General features: G+C 49.6%; 12 protein-coding genes. 10 read left to right on the top strand and 2 right to left on the bottom strand.

Going from position 1 to position 21300, the window contains the following annotated elements; translation table 11 throughout:
- Positions 1–6 precede the first annotated feature (6 nt).
- The 4 genes from HMPREF0670_RS10335 to rhuM all read left to right on the top strand — a co-directional run bounded on the left by HMPREF0670_RS10335 (position 7) and on the right by rhuM (position 7705).
- The gene (locus tag HMPREF0670_RS10335; RefSeq protein WP_009231105.1) at positions 7–900 is read left to right on the top strand and encodes an ROK family protein; all 894 of its coding nucleotides are present in this window, start codon (positions 7–9) and stop codon (positions 898–900) included.
- A 66-nt stretch (positions 901–966) separates the two neighbouring features.
- The gene (locus tag HMPREF0670_RS10330; protein ID WP_009231104.1) at positions 967–3726 is read left to right on the top strand and encodes a glycoside hydrolase family 2 protein; all 2760 of its coding nucleotides are present in this window, start codon (positions 967–969) and stop codon (positions 3724–3726) included.
- Positions 3727–4075: 349 nt separating this feature from the next.
- Positions 4076–5092 (top strand): DUF4434 domain-containing protein, encoded by a 1017-nt coding sequence (locus HMPREF0670_RS10325; protein ID WP_009231103.1) that lies wholly within the window; start codon positions 4076–4078, stop codon positions 5090–5092.
- 1617 nt (positions 5093–6709) lie between these two features.
- Positions 6710–7705, top strand: coding sequence for a virulence protein RhuM/Fic/DOC family protein (gene rhuM / locus HMPREF0670_RS10320; RefSeq protein WP_009231100.1), 996 nt, complete (start codon positions 6710–6712; stop codon positions 7703–7705).
- 266 nt (positions 7706–7971) lie between these two features.
- Here rhuM and HMPREF0670_RS10315 read toward each other — a convergent pair whose 3' ends face one another.
- Complete coding sequence (locus HMPREF0670_RS10315) at positions 7972–8478, bottom strand: very short patch repair endonuclease (protein ID WP_009231099.1); 507 nt, start codon at positions 8476–8478, stop codon at positions 7972–7974.
- A 414-nt stretch (positions 8479–8892) separates the two neighbouring features.
- Positions 8893–9444: a hypothetical protein gene (locus HMPREF0670_RS10310; protein ID WP_009231098.1), complete on the bottom strand. Its 552-nt coding sequence runs from the start codon at positions 9442–9444 to the stop codon at positions 8893–8895.
- A 534-nt stretch (positions 9445–9978) separates the two neighbouring features.
- Between HMPREF0670_RS10310 and HMPREF0670_RS10305 the strand changes: the two genes are divergently transcribed.
- The 6 genes from HMPREF0670_RS10305 (at position 9979) to HMPREF0670_RS16370 (ending at position 21075) form a co-directional block, all read left to right on the top strand.
- Positions 9979–12978: a SusC/RagA family TonB-linked outer membrane protein gene (locus HMPREF0670_RS10305; protein ID WP_009231097.1), complete on the top strand. Its 3000-nt coding sequence runs from the start codon at positions 9979–9981 to the stop codon at positions 12976–12978.
- A 16-nt stretch (positions 12979–12994) separates the two neighbouring features.
- A complete protein-coding gene (locus HMPREF0670_RS10300) occupies positions 12995–14617 on the top strand; it encodes a RagB/SusD family nutrient uptake outer membrane protein (RefSeq protein WP_044078133.1) in 1623 nt (540 codons plus the stop codon).
- A gap of 29 nt (positions 14618–14646) precedes the next feature.
- Complete coding sequence (locus HMPREF0670_RS10295; RefSeq protein WP_044078132.1) at positions 14647–16368, top strand: BACON domain-containing protein; 1722 nt, start codon at positions 14647–14649, stop codon at positions 16366–16368.
- 11 nt (positions 16369–16379) lie between these two features.
- On the top strand, positions 16380–19235 hold the full coding sequence (locus tag HMPREF0670_RS10290; RefSeq protein ID WP_044078131.1) for a S8 family serine peptidase: 2856 nt from the start codon (positions 16380–16382) through the stop codon (positions 19233–19235).
- Between the two features lie 10 nt (positions 19236–19245).
- Positions 19246–20190, top strand: coding sequence for a PorV/PorQ family protein (locus HMPREF0670_RS10285; protein WP_009231093.1), 945 nt, complete (start codon positions 19246–19248; stop codon positions 20188–20190).
- Positions 20191–20880: 690 nt separating this feature from the next.
- Positions 20881–21075 carry a hypothetical protein gene (locus HMPREF0670_RS16370; protein ID WP_009231092.1) on the top strand — a complete coding sequence of 65 codons (195 nt, stop codon included), beginning with the start codon at positions 20881–20883 and terminating at the stop codon, positions 21073–21075.
- Positions 21076–21300: the final 225 nt, after the last annotated feature.

Here is a 21300-nt window from a genome sequence, read left to right as displayed (position 1 = left end):
ACAACAATGAACAACATCATTATAGGTGTAGACCTAGGCGGAACAAAGATAATGACAGGTGCCATAGACGCTGCCGACGGCCGCGTTATCGGCACGCCGGTTAAGATTGCCACGCAAAGTCATCTGCCGAAAGAACAGATTGTGGAGAACATCGCACAGTCTATTAGACAAGTGATGAATGCCAACGGACTTCAAAAACAAGACGTTGTTGGCGTAGGCGTGGGTTCTACGGGGCCACTCGACCTCGACCTGGGCTTGGTTTTAGATTGTCCGCAGCTACCCACCATGCAACATTTCGCCTTGCGCGAGGCACTGCAACAAGCTGTTGCCCTACCTGTGGCACTCAATAACGATGCCAATTGCCTGGTATTGGGCGAGGCCGTGTTCGGTGCGGCGCGCAACAAACGCACTGTTCTGGGTTTCACGCTTGGCACGGGCATTGGCTGTGCGCTGGTGGTAGACGGCAAAATATGGAATGGTGCCACTGGCACAGCAGGCGAAATATGGTGTTCGCCCCACGGTAAAGGCATCATCGAAGACGTCATTTCGGGGCAGGGCGTGGCCAACATCTACAAACAAATAGCCCATACCGACGCCTCTTCGCTAGAAGTTTACCTGCGTGCACAGCAAGGCGAACGCCATGCGCTCGACGCATGGGAAACCTTTGGCCAACATCTAGCCGTGCCCTTAGCCTGGTGCATAAACCTCATCGACCCCGATGTGGTTTTGCTTGGTGGCTCCATTGCCACCGCCCATCCCTTCTTTATGCCTGCCATGATGCACAGTTTGCAGGCGCACATCTGTCCGTTGCCCGCCCAACGCACCCCCATCGTTATGGCATCGTTGGCCGACAGCGCAGGTTTTGTGGGTGCGGCATGCCTTATGCGCGCCCTCGTCTAACTCTTAACCCAACCCATTTCCATAATGAGAATAAAGTTTTTGCTCGTAAGCCTGTGCTGTTTCACTATGGCGCACGCCGCTAACAACAGCCTAAAAGACGGTCGGCAGCTGCTAACGCAATGGCAAATGCAGTCCACAACACGCGTGCCACAAGCGGGCAACGTGTTGTCGTTACGCACCTATAAGCCCCAACGCTGGCACAATGCCACCGTACCCACAAGCGTATTGGGGGCTTTGGTGAAAGAGAATGTGTACCCCGACCCGCACTTCGACCTCAACGACCTACGCATACCCGATGCCTCCGACGATCTAAACCGCCGATTGGGACTTAGCAAGTACTCGCACATTAAGGGCGTGCCTAACCCCTTTAAGCACCCCTATTGGTTCCGCACGCAGTTCTCCATACCCGCCAGCGAACGCGGAAGGCGCGTGTGGCTCAACTTCGATGGTATCAATTATCGCGCCGACCTCTGGGTGAACGGCAAGCAAGTGGCCAACAAAACGCAGATGGCCGGCATGTTCTTGCGCTTTAAATACGACATAACAGCCCTTGTTTCGGCAGACAAGCCCAACGTGGTGGCCGTAAAGATATACCAAGTAGACAACGTAGGCACGCCTCGTCCGGGCTATCTCTTCACCCCTTTCGGGCAAGGTAGAGGTCAAGGAGAAGAGATTTTCAGAGATGTAACCCTCAAATTCATGGCCGGTTGGGACTGTTCGCCCGTGGTACGCGACCGCAACATGGGGCTTTATCAAGACGTGTACCTAACTTACACCGATGATGTGAAGATTGAAAACCCCTACATCGTTACCAACCTAAACCTGCCCGACACCACAAAGGCCAGCATATCTGTGCAAGCAGAATTGCGAAACGCAAGCAACAAGCCCCAAACGGGTGTGTTGCGCGGGCGTATCAACCTACTAAAAGAGATAGACTTCCACACCTATAAAAAGCAGATGCCGGGCCAAATGCCCACCATCGCCTTTGAAAAGCGCGTCACCATACCCGCCGGAAAAACCCTCACCGTTAACTTCTCGCCCGAAGAGTTTGCCCAACTCAACGTGCAAAATCCCCACTTGTGGTGGCCCAATGGCTATGGCTTGCAACATCTTTATCGCCTAGACCTCTCGTTTGAAGTGGGCGGTAAGGTGTCCGACACGCAGTCTACCACTTTCGGCATACGCCAAATAACCTCTACCTTGAAAGAACGCGATGGCGAACATGGCCGCATTTTCTGGGTAAACGGCCAACGCATTTTCTGTCGCGGCGGCTTTATTCAGCCCGACATGCTGCTCGACATGAACCCCAAGCGCATGTACGACGAGGCCCGACTGCTGGCTAATGCCGGCGTAAACATGATTGCCAACGAAGACATGCCCTCGCCCCCAGAGGCTGTTATGGAAACTTACGACAAGTACGGACTGCTGATGTGGGAGGTGTTTTTCCAATGCTGGACTAGTTATCCCGGCGAACCTTCCTTCAACAATCCCACCGATACGCGCCTTGCACTGCGCAACATGTACGATGTGGTGAAACGCTACCGCAACCATCCCTCGTTGGCGCTGTGGTGTATGCAGATTGAAACGATGGTGCGCGAAGAACTATACGTACCTCTACGTGCCTACATTAAGCAGCACGACCCCACTCGCCCCTTCATTGCAACGTCTAGTCATGGTTGGGATGTAGCCAAACTTACGCCCTACATCAAGCCCGACCTGCCCACAGGCATGACCGATGAGAACGAACCCGACTACACTTGGTACCCTCATCCCTATTATTATAATAAGGTGTTGGAGGTAAAAGACCAGATGTTTCGCAACGAAATGGGTGTTCCTGCCGTATCTACGCTCGAGAGTATGAAGAAGTATGTGTTCGATTTGGGTAAGGGTCCGCGCAATGCACACTATCCGCTCGACAAGGTCTGGGCCTACCACGATGCTTGGGACTCCATCTGCTGTCCGCCGTCAAGTTATGCCTTCAAACCCTACGACAACGCCATCCGTCAGCAGTTTGGTCAGCCCTCGTCGGCCGAAGACTACATCCGTTGGGCGCAATACATCAACGCGGGCAGCTATCGGGCCATGTTCGAGGCAGCCAACCACCGCATGTGGGACATAACCACGGGCGTAATGCTCTGGAAACTTAATGCTACGTGGCCGCAGGTGTTATGGCAAATATACGATTGGTTCCTCAATCCCAACGCAGGGTACTACTATGCAAAGAAGGCATTAGAGCCCTTACACATACAGATGAACGAGCATAACCGCATGGTGAGCGTTATCAACACGATGCACAAACCACAAACCGACATTACGGTGAACGTGAAAGTGTACGACAACAACCTCAACGTGGCTTGGCAACAAACGGTGCCACAGCATGCGTTTGATGCCGACTGCTTTACCGAACTGTTTGCCGTGCCCATTCCGCAGGGCGTAAGCAACGTGCATTTCGTTCGTCTACAACTGGTAGACAAGCAAGGTCGCATCATGTCGGACAACTTCTATTGGCAAACGGCCGACGGCAAAAACGATTTCCGCGAGCTAACGCGCTTGCCCAAGGTGCCCTTGAAGTTCGATACGCAAACAACACAACGCGACGGCGACATGATCATGACCATTAAGGTGAAGAACCCTTCCACACAGCTAGCCTTTATGCATCGCCTATACATTGCCAAAGGCGAAGGCGGTGCAGAGGTGCTACCCACAATATGGAGCGACAACTTCATCACGCTTTTCCCTGGCGAAGAACGCGAACTTACTGCCACCTTCGCACAACAAGACCTCGATGGCAAGCAGCCCGTTTTGGTGTTGGATGAGATGCAATAAAAGCCTCACCCCCTTTCCCCTCTCCAAGGGGAGAGGGGCGTGATATGCTCTCGCCGCTTGCGTCGTAAGATGAAACCTCTTAAAAGTGAAAAGGTGAAAGGGTGAAAGAATGGCTAACGCCTTTTAAAGGTGAAAGGGTGAAAAAGTGAAAAGGTGAAAAAATGGCTAACGCCCTTTAACGCTGTCCATCGGTTCCTAGATTTCTAGTTCAGTCTAGCTTTCGGACAAGTCGGACAAGTCGGACAAGTCAGACCTGTCCTATTAGCCTAACATCACCAATGCTATTGGCTTAACTCCTTAACTCCCTAACTCCCTAACTCCTTAAAAATAACTCCTTAATTAAAATAATATGCATAAATCAATTTTAGTTCTATTGCTGTCTTTCCTATTCGCCGCATGCGCCAAAGACAGCGGAATGGCACCGCTAGACGAAACACAATATCCCAATCCCGATGCCAAGAAAGCCCTTACGGGTTCGTTCATTACCTTCTACGAAAAAGACAATTGGGCACCATACCAATGGAGCAGTCTGCTAGAAGGCATGAAGAAGATTGGTATGCGTACTGTTATCGCCCAATTCTCTGCACACGACCAACAAGTGTGGTTCGACACAAGCGAAACTTTCGTTACACAAAAAAGCAAGTATGCCTTGGGCAGATTGCTTGCCGCAGCTGCCGAAAAGGGCATGGAAGTGTATGTTGGCCTTTACTTCGACGAGACTTATTGGAAAAACCAAACCTCCGAAACATGGCTCGACGAGCATGCCAACCGCTGCAACCGCATGGCAACAGAGATAAATGCGCTCTTCGGCTCACAGCCAGCATTCAAGGGTTGGTATATTCCCCACGAGCCCGAACCCTACGCCTACAACACCGAAGAGAAGATGAACCTCTTCAGAACACACTTTGTAGACCGCATCTCAAATCACTTGCACCAGCTTAACAATAAGCCCGTGGCCATAGCCGCTTTTTGGAACAGCACACTAAGCACGCCCGAACAATTGCAAACCTTTATGTCGCAATTGGCCAAGTGCAACCTTCAAGTAATTATGCTGCAAGATGGCGTTGGCGTCGGACACGTGTCGCTCGACCGCTTAGAAACCTACTACAAGCACGCCGAAACGGGCTTGTTTGGCGATGGCTCTGCCTTTAAGGGCGAGTTTTGGACAGACCTCGAAACGTTTAACAAAGATAACAGTCCTGCAAGCATTTCGCGTGTATCGCAACAACTAAACATCGAATTGGCCATACCGCGCATAACGCGTGCCGTATCGTTCGACTATTACTCCAACATGTGTCCCACTGGTCCCTTCGGGCGTAAGGCACAAAAGCTGCGAAACGACTATCATAAGCTTATGAAGTTTTGAGTGAGTTCATGAGCTTGTGAGTTCATGAGTTTGTGAGTTTATAAGTTTGTGAGTTCATGAGTTTGTGAGTTCATGAGTTTGTGAGTTCATGAGTTTATAAGTTTATAAGTTTCTGAGTTCATGAGCTTGTGAGTTTCTGAGTTCATAGTTTTTTAAGTTCATAGTTTATCCCAAATCGGCCATCAGAGACCATTTTTTTCACCTTTATCTGGTGGCCGATTTTTAGTTAAATCAATTATTAATACTTTACAAAACACACTCTGTCCGCCACCCCTTTCTAGCGAAAATAAAGTTTCAAAAGCAGGCAATTAGCTACAATTTCAAGCCTTACGCATTTCTGTTTTGCTCCAATTTTAAGAAAGCAAGCTGCATTTTGCACCATTTTACCTTTCTATTTTGGATGCCAGCTCGTATTTTTTCAACCCCAATTACCCCCTTTTAGACCCTAAAACCCCACTTTTCAATACCCATCTCGCCCCTTTTAGTCCTATTTTTAACAGTTCTAAGGGGTATTATTTATACCATTTCAGCGGATATTTATGCGCAACGCCTTGCGTTTAGCGGCAAATTGCACTGCATTTAGCACCATTTCACCTTGCGTTTTGCACCAAAACGCACTGCATTTAGCATCAAAACACACTCCATTTTGCACCAAAACACAGTGCATTTAGCACCAAAACGCAGTGCATTTAGCACCAAAACGCAGTGTGTTTCGCTGCAAATGACCCAAAATAGGGTGTAAATGGCGGTGTCATAAAATAAATATTCATTTTGTCTGTATGTACAACACTCCCCTTTTTGCATCAAAACAAACCTTCGCGAGAATCGATTTTTTGGGGCAAGGCGGGCAGGTGGTGCGCAAAAACGGCACTCATAGTGTTAAATTTTACACTAAATATTTTACATAACAGCAAAATAAGGCCGCTTAGCCTACTAACTCGCTGTTGTGAAAAGTAAATAAGGCGACTGGCGGTGTGTAGCCCTCCCCATTCAGTCAACCTCAACCTCACCGAATGGCAATGCAAGATGCTAAGGAAGATCGTTATCGACATGCGTTGTTATTACAACGAGGAGGAAATTTAGGAAAATATACCCGTGCTTGCGGATAAGGCGAAGTGGGATGCGATAAATAGGTTGTCTGAATTAAAAAAATATAGCAACAAAACCTGATGTTATTTACCAAATTATGATTATATTTGCATACCATCAACAACTAACGTTATAAACGTTATAGATGGCTAAGGAGAACTTTCGGAAACGGAATTAGAGCGACAACTGTATAACCAACAAGACATAACCACCTATGGCACAGTTAGTGGAAATGGCTTGGCTACTTCTCTTTGATTTCAAAGAGTTGTTGGAAGAAGATTATGATGCTAATACCAAGTTCCTAAAATGAAGAATGATAAGAATAAACAAAGATACAATGGCGAAGAAACAGATAACGACCAAGATAATCGAAGAAACGCTTTGGCAATCGGCGAACAAGTTACGTGGGCCTGTCGAGCTTTCCTGAATATAAGCATGTAGTGTTGAGTCTCACCTTTCTAAGCAAGCTGTTGCAACAGGAGGAAGAGAAGAAATTGCAGTTAAAAGAACCATTTAATTCATTAAACTATGCACTCGAATAATCAAATTGTGATATACCAGTCTGAGGATGGGCAAACGCAGGTGGACGTACGCCTGGAAAACGAGACGGTGTGGCTTACACAAGCCCAGATGGTGGAGCTTTTTCAAACCACCAAACAGAATGTAAGTCTGCATGTCGGTAATGTTTTTAGGGAGGGCGAACTGGAGCAAGAGTCAACTGTCAAGGAATACTTGACTGTTCAAAATGAAGGAGAAAGAAAAGTCTCGCGTAAGGTTAAATACTACAACCTTGACGTCATCATTTCCGTTGGCTACCGTGTAAAAAGCAAACGCGGTACTGCTTTCCGCATCTGGGCCAACAAGGTATTAAAGCAATATCTCATGAAGGGCTACGCCGTGAACGAGCGTATGCACAAGGAACAGATTGGCGAGTTGCGCCAACTGGTTGGTATGCTTGGGCGCACCATTCAGAACCAGCCATTGTTGTCTAACGACGAGACCGATGCACTGTTTAAGGTGGTGACAGATTATACTTACGCTCTGGACACCCTCGACAACTACGACTATGAGCGGCTTACTATCAATAAGACCACAAAAGAAGAGCCGTTCCATGCCACCTACGATAATGCAATGGAGGCTATCAAAGGGTTGCGCGAGAAGTTTGGCGGCTCTGTTCTCTTTGGCCATGAGAAAGACAATTCCTTTAAAAGTTCTATCGGGCAGATATACCAAACCTTTGGCGGAGAAGAACTCTACCCCAGTGTGGAGGAGAAAGCAGCCATGCTACTCTACCTTGTTACTAAGAACCATTCGTTCAGCGATGGCAACAAGCGCATTGCCGCCACGTTGTTTCTTTGGTTTCTCAACGGCAACCATATCCTCTATCATCCTGACGGCAGCAAGCGCATAGCAGACAGCACCCTTGTTGCGCTCACGCTGATGATTGCCGAAAGCCGAACAGAAGAAAAGGATGTTATGGTAAAAGTTGTGGTTAACCTGATAAACAAAAACAACTATGAGTAAAGCGGAGCATAAACGTTTAGGCTACTTTACCAGAGAGGTGAATGTTCGTAATCGGGAGTTGAAGTAGCTTATAGCTCCCAATTTCCGATTGGTTCATTCCAGAACCATTTCCTTGCCGACTATAATTATACGATATAAACCCGTTGGTGGAATCAAATCAAATCAACAAATGCAGATAAAAAGTTGCATATGTCGTTTATTTTTAGTGACTTAACCCATTGGCGGAATTCAGAATGCCCTAAATTAATTACGCCAACGGGGGTTCATTATAAATAACCTCTTCGTTCTTCGGCCGCCATCATTGGCTCGTCTTCATCGGGGTGGGGTAGTGCATAGCGTTGCTGGTAGTCGGTTAGCAAGATGTGGTTAAGTGTGTGGGCAAGGGCTTGCAATGTGTTTTGGCGGAGCGAAGGGCGCAGTTGGCACTCCCAAACCACTAGGCAATGCCAGCCCATGCGTGCCAGTTGGCGTTGCGTTTCGGCATCGCGCTGTTGGTTACGTTTCACCTTATTCTCCCAAAATGGGGTGTTGGTTTTGGGCAAGGTCCATCGTTTGCAGCCCTCATGCCCATGCCAAAAGCAGCCGTTAACAAAGATGCAGGTGCGGTATTTGCGCAAAACCAGGTCGGGATGGCCTGGCAAGCGGCCGTAGTTTAGTCGGTACCTGAACCCCTGCGCCCACAAATACTTGCGTACGAGCAGCTCTGGCTTCGTGTCTTTCGACTTAATCGAGGCCATGATACGATGGCGTTGTCGGGGCGTAAACTTGTCCATGAGGCAAAGATAATGAAAAAATACGGATTGTGTGCAGCTAAGCAGTGGGATATGAATAGTCGTTTTGTTCTGCCATTGAGCTAACAGGGGCTCTAAGAAGGCATAAACTTACGGTTTTACATGGGCTGGCGAGGGCTGGCCAAACACCATGTTTTTTATTCCTAACAAGCGTATGGAAGACAATCCAAACGCCCACCTGTCAACTTGTGCGATAGGTGGGCGTTAGCTAAATGGTAGGTCGATAAGGGATGTGCAAAGCCATTGGCCTACCTCGCCTTACGGACATTTGGCCTTTTGCTTTATGGTTTGTCGGCCTTTGGTTTATGCTTGCGCTTATGGGTTAGTGGCGTTCAGCTTGCACTGGTTGTGAAAAAAACTTGCAAACTTACAAACCAACAAGCCCATAAGCTTAAATCATAAGCCGGCTTTCTCTATTTCCCTATAATCTTTAAAGCTCCTTACGTAGGTGCCATTATGGAAATAAAGGTAGCTTGCATAGTTTATTTCTTTTTGCGACCGACCGATTAGCGGGTAGTAAAAAGCCTCAATGTACTTTCCCCGCCACTTGGTTTGAAGGGCATCTGTGTCTATCATCAGTATGGGGAAATTCTTATTCACCGCACTAAAGACGTCGTCATAGATGTTTGAGATAACCAACAAGTCGATGTTTTGCCTTTTGCAGATTTCTGAAAGTGCCAAAGGCGACACGCAACGACCCGATTTGCAAAATGGAGTGAAATCATATATGATAACCTTTTCGTGCTTTGTAAGGTAGTCTTTTGTTTGTTCTACGCCAATCGCATATATGTTTGAGAAATCGCGAATGTCATCTATTGCACCTTTATAATGTACAACCCGTTCTTGCGCTCTCTTTGATAGATGAGAAAAACCTGACGTCAAGCCCGAGATTTGACAAGATATCAAGGTAAGTGACATGATGATTATGCCTGCTATATATGATTTCATACGAAGTTATTTTTTTATTAAGTGTGATACAATAAACGTTTAGGTGTTGCAAAAATAGGTAAATCTTCTCAATGGAACAAAATATAAAAACGTTTTTTTGCTAGTAGACCTTTGCGGACTTTGGTGTTATGGGTTAAGCAACATGCTTATTACTTTCTAATATGGCAGAATTTTCTAGCTGCGTGGAACGAAGGAAGTTGCCTTAAAAAGTTTGTTTTTCCTTGTTTTAAAGGCAAAAATACAACATGCCGTTTGCCTGGCAAAAGGATGGTGATGGCAACATTACACTTTTTACAATTATTGTAAGTAAACCGCATAATTTCAACAATATGCATACTAATTAAAAAATAATACGCCATTTTTGCTTGGTTTTATAAATTTATTGCATATATTTGCAGAATGGTTTAACTCTGTGAATGTACTGACAGCTGTACTAAAACAAAATGGGTTTACAACGGAGGTGCCATGCGGCCAAGCTTACTAAACATACGGTTGCGTGGGGCATAGGAAAAACTATAATCAACCTAGATAATTATGAAAGTAAGATTTTGGATGTTCACCCTTTGCTTGCTAACTGGATTGAGTTCGGTTTTGGCACAAACAATAACAGTGAAGGGAAACGTCGTAGATGAAAACGGGGAGGCCTTACCTGGCGTAAGCATCATCCCAAAGTCGGCCCCGAAGACGGGCACCGTGTCTAATATAGACGGAAAGTTTACTATCAGCGTGCGCAACGGAGAGAAACTTACGTTTAGTTTCATGGGGTATAAGAGCCAAGAATTGGCCGCTGCATCCCAGATGGACGTGCGAATGGAACCTTCCGACTTAACGTTGAACGACGTTGTTGTGGTGGGTTACATGGAACGTAAGGTAGCCAACACCTCGGCCTCTGTGGTAAAGGTAACGGCCAAAGACCTTGCGATGAAACCCGTGGCCAACCCCTTGGATGCCGTTCAGGGTAAAGTGAGCGGCTTACAGGTGTTCTCCTCGTCGGGCGAACCCTCTTCGCGCCTGTCGATGGCTTTGCACGGACAAGGCTCGTTGGGCGCAGGTACGGGCTTGCTCATCATCCTCGACGGCATGCAAGTTAGTATGGCCGTGCTGCAATCCATGAACGCCAACGACATCGAGAGTGTTCAGTTCCTTAAAGACGCTGCGGCCACGTCTATTTATGGCGCGCGTGCAGCCAACGGTGTGATGTATGTTACCACCAAACGCGGCCGAACAGAGACGCGCCCCACCATTAATCTTAGGGCGCAGTACGCCGTTTCGTCGTTGGCAAACACCGATTATTTCGACCAACTGATGACCGGTCCCGAACTATTACGCTATTATCAGGAAACGGGTATTTACACCGCCGACCAAATAGCAGCCTTAAAGAGCAAGTATTTCAAGGAAACCGACTTCCAATGGTATAAGTATGTGTACCAGCCTGCACCCATGTACACGGCCGACGTGTCGGTATCGGGCGGCACATCTGCCGTTAGGTACTACCTGTCGGGCGGCGCATTGAGCCAAGACGGACTGCGCATGGGGTCGAGTTACAAGAAAGCCTTCGGCCGCATCAACCTCGATGCGAAACTGGCCGAATGGGTTCGCGCCGGCATAAACACCCAAATAGCATACGACGATACGCACGTTTCGCCCTTCGGCAACAACAATGCCGTGGGCGGTGGCGTTGCAGCCATGAACGCCCCCTTTGCATCGCCCTACGACCCGAGGACGGGAGAGGAACTGGAACGCGTGCCACTGCTCGACATCACTACGCCTAAGCACGTTATTTCTACCAACCCGGCAAAGACCAATGCCTTTATCCTGTCGGCTAACGGCAACCTTACGCTCACGCCGATAAAGAATCTAACCTTGCGTTCGCTTGTGGGATTGGAGCTGAATTATGGCGACAGCCGTTCGCGTACCTTGCCTAGCTACTATCGCGCGTACGGCAATGGCAGCGCCGAACGTGGCTACTCGATGGTGTCGAACTTCACCATCACCAACACGGCAGCCTATAACATGGGCTTTGGCAACCATCACGTTACCGCTTTGTTGGGACATGAATACACCAATTATAACGACGATGGTTTCTCTGCATCGGGTTCGGGCATCTTAGACGACCGCCTTAACCTGCTTAACAACGCCACACAAAAGAAGAATGTGGGCGAGGCAACCAACAGCTATGCTTTCCTTTCGTTCTTTACCCAGCTGTCTTACGACTTCTCCGAACGTTATTTCGTCGACTTGGTTTTGCGTAACGACGCCTCTTCGCGCTTTGGGCGCAACAAGCGCAACGGCTTGTTCTGGTCGGTAGGCTTGTTGTGGAAGGCTAAGGGCGAAAGCTTCCTTAAAGACGTATCGTGGCTTAACGAGTTAGATTTCAAAACGAGTTACGGAACGCAGGGCAACTCTTCGATACCTCCTTACAGTACATCATCGTATGTAGGAAAAGTGGGGCAGAAGAAAGGCGGTATGAGCCTTGGCTTTGTTAGTCTTGGAAATCCCGATTTGGGATGGGAACACCAAAGCAAGTTCACTGTGGGCGTGAAGGCTCGTTTGCTAAGTAGGCTGGACCTGAACGTGGAGTATTACAACCGTATAACGAGCAACATGCTCTTCGAAGTTCCACTGCCCTACACATCGGGTATGCCTGCGGGCAACGAAGGTTATGCCACCCGTTACGATAATGTTGGGCGTTACCTGAACCACGGTATCGACTTTCAACTGGGTGCCGACATCCTTCGCGGTCGCGATTGGGGCGTTTCGGCCAACGTGAACTTCAACTACAACCGCGATAAAGTGCTCGAACTGTTCGAGGGACGTCAGTCGTGGCACGAGCCAGGCGGCCAACTCGCCTACATGGTGGGTAAGCCCGTAACCTTTGTACTACCGCTTTATAAGGGCGTGAACCCCCAAACGGGCGTACCCGAATGGTATAAACCGGGCGCAGACAAGAACCAAACGCGGCGCGACGACAACGACGTGGTGTCCGAATATTCTTCTTCGCTCAGTCAGAACACAGGCGTAAACGCTTACACTCCCTTTACGGGCGGATGGGGCATTTCGGCTTATTGGAAAGGTTTCTACCTCAACGCCGACTTCTTCGTGGCTCTCGGTAAGCACATGATTTCGATGGATAAGCAGTTTTACGAGAACGATTATCACGTTCGTAACCGCGAAGGAAACTTCAATGGGTCGCGCAGATTGTTCGACTATTGGAAGAAACCGGGCGACAACACCGAATATCCCTCGTTGGCATGGGTGCGCCAAGCCAACCACCAAAGCAACTACGTGGACTCGAAAATGCTTGAAAACGCCTCGTTCATGCGCCTGAAGAACTTTACCTTGGGCTACGACATCCCCCGCAAGAGCCTTGGACGACAGAACATCGTACGCACGGCAAAAGTGTTCTTTACTGGCAGAAACCTGCTTACCTTTACCAAGTTCCGCGGTATCGACCCCGAAGTGAACCGCAATGTTTCGTATGGTGTCAATCCCAACACCAAGCAATTGAGCGTAGGTGTGGAGATAGGACTCTAACAACAACACGTAAATAATGAACACGTATATGAAAACAACGAAGATATTATTATGGGCGTTTACGCTTGCGGCCATGCTCCAAGGGTGCAATCTAGACCGCGAACCAGCCGACTATATAGACTATAACGCCTCGTTTCGCAATATGCAAGATGCCGCCAAATGGGACAACGGCATCTATTCCACCCTTCGCGGCAAGTTCGGGGGCGGCTATGTGTTGCCCCAAGAGGCGCAAGCCGACATGCTTAACGCGCATGCAGCCTTCGGAAACCTTTATGGAGAGTTTCACGGATGGACCATCTTGCCCGAAAGTAGCGTGATACAAGAAATCTACCACTCGTATTATTCGGCGCTCGTAGATGCCAATGTGGTGATAACTAAGTTGCCCCAGTTGCCCGTTAGCGCGGCCGAAAAGCCCACGCAACGCCATTATTTGGGCAACGCATACTTCGCAAGGGCCTTCTATCACTTTAACTTGGCCTTGCGATGGGGTATGATCTACGATGCGGCCACGGCCGACAAAGACCTCGGTGTGGTGTTGGCATTGGAGCCAGGTTCGTTAAACAAGCCCGCACGAGCCACCAACGCGCAGACCTATAAGCAGGTGTTGGACGACTTGAACGAGGCCGAAACGCTGTTGGCCGACGTTCCTACCAGCCCAGGAAACACCGAAATAAACGCCGATGCCGTGCGAGCACTTCGTGCACGCGTGTACCTATACATGGGCGACATGGACAAAGCGTACCAAGAGGCCAAACAATTGGTAGACAAAAACACCTATCCGCTTATCGCTCCCTACACGGCAAAGCTTAACAGCGAAGGAAAAGTAACGCCCACGGAAGACGCTTTTGCGCAGATGTGGTTCTACGATAAGGGTACCGAACAGATTTGGCAACCTTACGTGGCCAAAGAAAACGAAGTGCCTACGGTTACTTCGCTCTATGGCGCCGACCTTTCCACAACAACTCATTGGGACGAGGCCAAGCAGCCAAGTAAAGTGGGCGACTACAACAAACCGCCCTACGTGCCAACGCGCGAAGTGATTAACGACCTCTTTGCCAACGGAAACGACCACCGTGCACACATCCACTTCGAGTTTGTAAATACCACGGTAAACGACGTGAATGTGTCTACACAGCTTTACGTTGTGTCTAAGTTTAAGGGCAACCCCAACTACGCCACGCTCACTAGCACCCATTGGGGCGGCTATGTGCCCAACGGAAATCAGGCTCCTAAGCCTTTCCGCATCGCCGAACAATACCTTATTGTGGCCGAGGCAGCCTACAAACTGGGTAACACGGCCGATGCCCAAAGCTATCTTAACACCCTTCGCCAATCGCGTGGCGTGCCTACCACAAGCGCAACGGGCGACGACCTGTACCAAGAAATAAAGAACGAACGCGCACGCGAACTGGCTTATGAAGGGTTCCGCCTTTGGGATTTGCGCCGTTGGAAACTAGGTGTTCGCAAACGTACGATACAAGGTGCCAAGGGGTATTATCAAGTGCCCGCATCGTTCTACGCAGGGGGCTACAAGGTAGACATACAAACAGGCAACAAGATGTTTGTGTGGCCGTTCCCCGACAACGAAGTGCAGATAAACCCGAACGTTAAGCAGAACCCTGGCTGGGATAAGCAATGACACATACGCTAACAAAAAACAAATACGCTATGTATAAGAATATAAAGATATGGGCTTTGCTCATCGTGGCATCGTTGGCTAGCGCATGCCAGAAAGACCTTACCTTGGGCGGAACGGAAGACGTCGTTCAAGGCGAGGCGCAGACGCTCACTCTTAAACAAGAGGGCGAAACAAAAACGGTAAGCTTTGCAACGCTTGGCGACGAATGGCAAGTGGAAAAAGGGGCTTACGACGCTTGGCTCACCGCGAAGAAGGTAGGGCAAGCACTCGAACTGACGGCTACGGCCAACGAAGGAGCCGACGAACGCCAAGCCGAAGTGGTGCTGACCACGCCCGGCGGTAAGCAAACGGTAACGGTTACGCAGTTTGGCACGGCGCCTTTCATTGCCGTAGACGGCAGCAATGGTACGGCTATCTTTAACCATGAGGCGCATACGGCCGTAGAACTGAACGTTATTTCCAACTCGGATAATTGGCGTGTGGAGCAAGTTGACAAGGAAAACAACAAATGGCTCACGTACGACGTCGACCAAAAGCAACGCAAGTTGAGGCTAACCCTCACCGCCATCGACCGCAACAGCCCTTGGGCGCAGAGCAGTAGAACCGAAAAGCTGTTCCTATCTAACGGCAACAAGCACTTCTTGCTCAGCGTAACGCAAAATGGATACGTGCAATTCCAACTGCCCGTGTGGGATTTGGACAACTTTAACTTGGCTCGTGTCACCGAACTTGAAGGCGAAAGGAACAACAGTCGCGACAGAGCTTTCGAGATAGACTCGCTCTTGCCGTACAAAGAAGACGTAGACAAGATATATTATGCGTTCCGTTCGCCCGGCGAACAATCGCCTCGCATATTCTACACGCCCAACTATTACAGCAAACTCATTACTACCGCGTGGTTGAAGGCACCCAAAGGGAAGGAGTTCCAAAAAGAATCGTACGACCCTTGGTTGAAACAACAGAACTTTAAAGACGGTAACAAACAGCGTAATGCCACCGAAGCGCAATACTATTGCGAAGAAGAAAACCAAACACGACTGGTGCACGTCTACAACGACCCCAACAACTTCAAGATGTTTGGCGGCATATATAAGAGTCCTTGCATGAAGTATGTGGTGAGCTCGAATGAGCTGAAAGTGGGCAGCAACGGCAAGGCCACCTGCTTCCCCGTATTCATTTCCGAGCGCATGCACAACAAGTCGTTTAAGCTGCAAGAGGTGATTGAGTTTGAAAAGAAACGCGGAATGAAACCCGATTTCGAGAACCAATTCAACAGCGAAAAGATAACAACCACCACAGAAGACCCCAGCTGCAAGTATTCGCGCCTGCTCTTCGTACCCGAAAATGCCAGTCACGATGCCGGTTCGTTGGCCAATGTCATTTACTTTTTCAACTGGCGAGGCGTTACGCCCGAAGACATTGATGCAGGTCTGGTGGCCGATGCAGAGCTCAGCGGCACCGTTGGTTCGTGCCAAGTGTTCTACATGGGCGGCGAAGTGCTGTATAATCGCGAGGTAGAAGGCACTCCCGGCGTGTACGAATGGTACACCTATACCTTGCCAACCACTACAAGGAACGCCATGGAAGATAAGGGCTACACTTATTTCCGCGGCGACAATAGCGGCTTTGTTACCTACTTCCGCGGCGAGGCCGACCTCATCGACATGCGTCCGCAGCAAACGCGTACGGTCATTACTTACTATAAGAGTAAGCATTATGTAGACCTAATCAAGAAAACCCTCAACTTATAGACACTCATCCAATGAAAAAGTTCAGAAAAATATATACATTGGCGGCTTGTATCACGTTGACCTTAGGCATGTTTTCGGCTTGTAGCGACGACTTGCTCTCCTCGCAAAACAACCCTAACGCTGCCCAAACCGCCGCCGACGAGGCCTTTCCTTGGCAACCCGGCATGGCTTTCATCAAGCTGAAACCTGGCGTAAACCCCAGCACCCGTGCTGCAACGCAGAGCGTAACGCGTGCAAAGGTGTTCGACAACACCGACGTAAAGGTGGAACAGGTGTTCGACATGAACAACGAATATGCCGCATTGAAACGTGCAAGAGGGCTCGACCGATGGTTTGTTGTGAAATTCGACAGCACAAAGAACGTTGAAGAAGTTATCAACGAACTACGCCGCGACCCTGCCATCGAGAAGGCTCACGGCAACGTGCAGATTGCGCCCAGCAAGGTGAAGTACACCGCAGCATCGCGTGCGCCCATCCCCTCTAACAAATTAAGACCTGCAAACAATGGCACAGGTCCACTTAATTTTAGCGACCCTTACTTACAATACCAGTGGCATTACACCACAACCGTAAACGAATATGGCATGTTTAAGCCTGGGGCAGACGTAAACCTGTTCCCTGCTTGGCAGAAAGAAACGGGCAGCCCCCACGTGGTGGTGGCCGTGATGGACTCGGGTGTCGACTTCGAACACGAAGACTTGGCCGCCTCTGCCTGGCAAGGTGTCGACAAGAATACGGGCCAGAAGATACACGGACGTAACTTCTATGCAGCCGAAAGCGGTAAGGGCGACCCCAACGTTATCGTGGCCGGCGGACATGGAACGCACGTGGCAGGAACCATTGCCGCACGAAACAACAACGGCCTGGGCGTTTGTGGCGTGGCCGGTGGCAACGGCAGCGACGATTCGGGCGTGCGACTGATGAGCTGCGAAATATACGGGCGCGATGGAACCAAAGAGACTGCATCTACTGCTTACATCGTTAAGGCCTTCGAATTTGCTGCCGAAAACGGGGCATCCGTATGCAACTGCTCGTGGGGTTACGCCTTCGACCGAAGCAAATACCTCAACAACGAAAACTTCCAAAGCATCTTCAAAGCGCAGTTCGACTTGCTGAAAGACGGCATCAACTATTTTACCGACTATGCCGGATGCGACTCGAAGGGCAACAAAAAGCCCGAATCTTACATGAAAGGTGGTCTTGTTATCTTTGCATCGGGTAACGATTCGCAATACGACATTGACATGATACCCGCCTCTTATCCGCGCGTGGTGGCCGTGGGCGCAACCAGCAGCATGGGTATTCCCACCGACTATATGAACAAAGGGCCGTGGGTAGACATCCTTGCACCGGGTGGAACCACCGAAACGGGTGAGGTAATGAGGGGCGTACTAAGCACCGTGCCCAAGGCTTTTGCCCAAATGAGCACTGGCGGCACGCCCAATACCGACTTTACTTTGCCCAACGACAACAACTACGCATACGCCCAAGGCACCTCTATGGCGGCGCCCCACGTAACGGGCATCGCCGCACTGATTGTGTCGAAGTTTGGTAAAACCAACCCCAACTTCACCAACGAGGACCTTCGCCGCCGCTTGCTAGGAGCCGTAAAGGCCACTAGTCCCTACGCCGTAAAGACCGATGCCAACCTCGCAGGCAAGATGGGTGTGGGCTTTATTGATGCAGATTTTGCCCTGGCCGACCCCGAAACGCAGAAACCCGACGCACCAGAAATAACCGTTACCGACTATTCTGCGGATGCCACTCGTGGCTATTACGATGCCCGCATAACGTGGAAAGTAACCGCCGATGCCGATGCGCTGAACGAACAACGCACGGCCTTTGCCTACGACATACACCTATATAAGAAGGCCGACATGAGCAAACCCGTGCAAAGCCTTACTCGTTATTCGTACGATAAGCCTGTTGGCACCGAGTTGGAGCAAATGTTTACGGAGCTGGATACTGATGTAGACTATGTGGTGAAGATGTCGGCGCGCGACCGTTTCAACAATACTTCGGCCGATGCAACGGCTAGTTTCAAAACGCGCCTTAACCATGCGCCCGTACTTGGCGGCGCAATGACCGACACGTTGCGACTGCTCGACACGCAACCTTACTTCCATAAGGTGCTACCCGTAACCGATGAAGACGGCCACACCTGGACCTACACCACCACCGCGCTGCCCAGCGGCGTTGAAATGAAACGTGTTGGCAACGCCTTAGACCTCTTTATAAAGGTAGGTTCCGTTGGGACGTATGGCTTTGAAGTGACGCTCACCGACCAACTTGGCGGTAAGACGGTACAGAAATTCGCCTATAAGGTGGTTTCGCACACGGCTCCCACGCCCAACAACACGCTCGGCGACGTGTCGCTGTTCGAGCAGGGCGAGGCCGCACAAATCAATTTGGCCAACGCTTTCACGGCCATGAGCGGTGGCGAGATGCAATTCTCGGCCACATCTAGCAACGATGCGGTGGTAAAAGCCTCGGTAACGGGCACGCAACTAACGCTAACCCCTGGACAAAAAGGCACGGCCACGATAACCTTAACCGCCATCGATGGTGGCAAACGCACCACAACAACCATCCTGGTGCGTGTTACCGACAAGAACGCACCCGACGTGCACACCATCTATCCCATACCGGCGCACAGCTACATCAAGGCACTTATGCGCAGTGGGGTAAGTAAGGTGCAGGTTATCGTTACCTCTTTGCGTGGCCAAAAGCTTATCGACGAAACCTTAACGCCCGACAGTCGCACGCACGAAGTAACTTTGGGCATCGACCGCCTTGCCCCTGGCACCTATTATCTGCTGCTCAAAACCGAGCGCATAACAAGCAAACACACCTTCATCAAGAAATAAACAGCACGCTATGAATAAGATATCAATGGCATTCCTCGCGCTTGGCGCAAGCCTGGCAATGGAGGCCACGGCACAAAGTCGCATACTACCTGTGCTAGAAGCTACACCCGATGCGCGCACCGCAGCCCTGGGTGGCACTTTGCTTGGCAATGCCAACCAAATGCACATTTACACAAACCCCGCCGCCCTTACCTTTGGCGAAAAACGTTTTGTGGCCGACCTCTCTGCCGAGGCACAGCCTAAAACCGATGAGGGCCGACTGATGCAATACAACTTTGCCACGGGCTATCGCTTTGCCAATCGTTCGGCATTGATGGCAGGCGTGCGTTACCTTGGCGGCCTAACGGTTCCCTCGGTGGGTGCTACGGGCGAACCGGATAAGGTTTCGCCCTACGATATGGCCCTAGACCTAGGCTATTCGTTCGCCGTAACGCCCGAAGTGGCCGTGTATGCCACTGCAACCTACGCCCGAAGTCATGCCGCAACCAGTGCCAACGCTTATGCTTTCTCGGTTGGAGCAGCCTATCAAAAGGGTTTCAACATCTGTCCAACTGTTCCTACCACGCTAACCGTTGGCGCACGACTGTTGGATTTCGGCAAGTCGGTGAAGTTTAACGATACGGGCATACCCCAGAGTCTGCCCACTTCGGTGGTCGTAGGCGGCGACTGGGCCGTAAATTTCGCCCCGCAACACGCGCTTACTTACGCCCTTTCGTGTCGTTATTTCACCCCGAAAGATGCTAGCGAAACCTTGCTTGCCGGTGGTTTGGAGTACACTTACAACCGCATGCTCTCTGCAAGGGTGGGCTATCAGTATGCCGACAAGGGCTCTAATGCCCTTACTTTTGGTGCTGGTGGCGAGTTGTCGGGTTTCAAACTCAACGTGGCCTACCACCATGCCTTCGCCGATTACGGCGTAGATGCGCTGATGGTTGGCATAGGTTACGCCTTCTAGCTTTGCTTTGCAGCGCAGGCTGCCTTAAAGTGTGGCAAGGCAAGTGCCTTGCCGCACTTTCTTAGGCTCCTATTAATGTAGCATTAGTTACATCATAAGCGAAAGCCATATCTTGCCGCGATAACGGCGTAGATATGGCTTTTGCGCGTTAAAGATGAAAAGATGGCTAACGCCCTTTAAGGTTGTCTAGCGGTTTCTGGATTTCTAGTTCATTCTAGCTTTCGGACAAGTCGGACAAGTCGGACAAGTCAGACAAGTCAGACTGGTCCGACTGGTCTGACCTATCCTATTAGCCTAACGCTGCCTAAACATTTGGCTTAACTCCTTAACTCCTTAACTCCTTAACTCCTCAACCGGCCAATCTTTGTCCGTTTTTCAGTAAAAACTTTAACGTTATTACTGCGTTTTTTTCAACCAAACGCCCAACTTGCCGCAAAAAATCGATTCTTAGACGAGTTTGTTTTGGTACAAAATGGGGTTAGTCTGCGAATGATGCAAAATGAATATCTATTCCAATGGAACGCCATTTGCACCAGCTTTTGGGCTGTTTTCTGCTAAAAATAGTGCAAAATGCCGCTAAATGCAGTGCGTTTTGGTGCTAAATGCAGTGTGTTTTGGTGCTAAATGCCTTGCGTTTTGGTGCAAAACGCAAGGTAAAATGGTGCAAAACGCAAAGCAAAATGGTGCTAAATGCGAGCCGAAAAGCATAAATATGCGCTTGAATGGTATAAATACAACCCTCTCGAATGGTTAAAAATATGGCTAAAAGGGGCAAAATGGCCATTAAGAAATGGTTTTTTGGGGGTAAAAAGTGGGTATTTGGGCTTGGAAAATGACGAGCCGGCACCCAATCTAGAAAGGCAAAATGGTGCAAAATGCAAATAATTCCCTTAAATTTGGGGTGAAACGGGAGCGCGTTAAGCAGAAAATCGTGGCTAATTGCATGCTTTTTAGCCTTGTTTTTCGCTAGAATGGGGTGGGAGAGAAGGTGTGATTTGTAAAGGATATGGTAAGATTTCGGGGTTGGTAAGCCTGGTAAAAGTAGATGGGTTAGAAATTCTAGATGGGCTGGTAAATCTAGATGGGCTGGTAATCCTAGTAAATCTAGCA

The sequence above is a fragment of the Prevotella sp. oral taxon 317 str. F0108 genome (assembly GCF_000162415.1).
GTDB lineage: Bacteria > Bacteroidota > Bacteroidia > Bacteroidales > Bacteroidaceae > Prevotella > Prevotella conceptionensis.
This window is presented reverse-complemented; position numbering and strand designations above follow the sequence as displayed.